The organism is Mesorhizobium sp. M7A.F.Ca.CA.002.05.1.1 (assembly GCF_003998335.1).
Taxonomy (GTDB): domain Bacteria; phylum Pseudomonadota; class Alphaproteobacteria; order Rhizobiales; family Rhizobiaceae; genus Mesorhizobium.
Genome location: NZ_RZQI01001670.1, coordinates 1 through 425 on the forward strand (window position 1 = coordinate 1; position 425 = coordinate 425).

At 64.5% G+C, this 425-nt stretch carries 1 protein-coding gene; it reads left to right on the forward strand.

What is annotated here, in order from left to right; all coding sequences use genetic code 11:
- The coding region (locus EN939_RS37700; RefSeq protein ID WP_164751673.1) for a heme-binding protein at positions 1–425 on the forward strand (425 nt) is incomplete at both ends.

The window sequence follows — 425 nt, forward strand, 5'->3', positions numbered from 1 at the left end:
CGGCAGAGAAGGCCAATACGGCCAATGGGCTCAGCTTGGCGCAAATGGCCCTATCGACGGCCAATCTCTACGCGGGGGCGCAACCTGGCGGGCCGCTTTTCGGCTTGCAGGAGACCAATCCGGTTAACCAGGCCGCGGCCTATGCGGGCGATCCCAAAACGTTCGGAAGCGCCAGCGATCCCCTTGTCGGCAAGCCGATTGGAGGCGTCGTTGTGTTTGGCGGCGGGCTTGCCCTCTATGACGGCAAGAGCATCGTCGGAGGGATCGGGGTCTCCGGAGATTCCTCATGCGCCGATCACAATGTCGCCTGGCGTGTTCGCGCGGCGCTCGGCCTCGACAAGGTTCCCGCCGGGGTCAATCCCAATCGCAAGGACGCCATCGTCTACGATCTCGATCCCGGCGGCAAAAGCGCCTCGGGTTGGGGC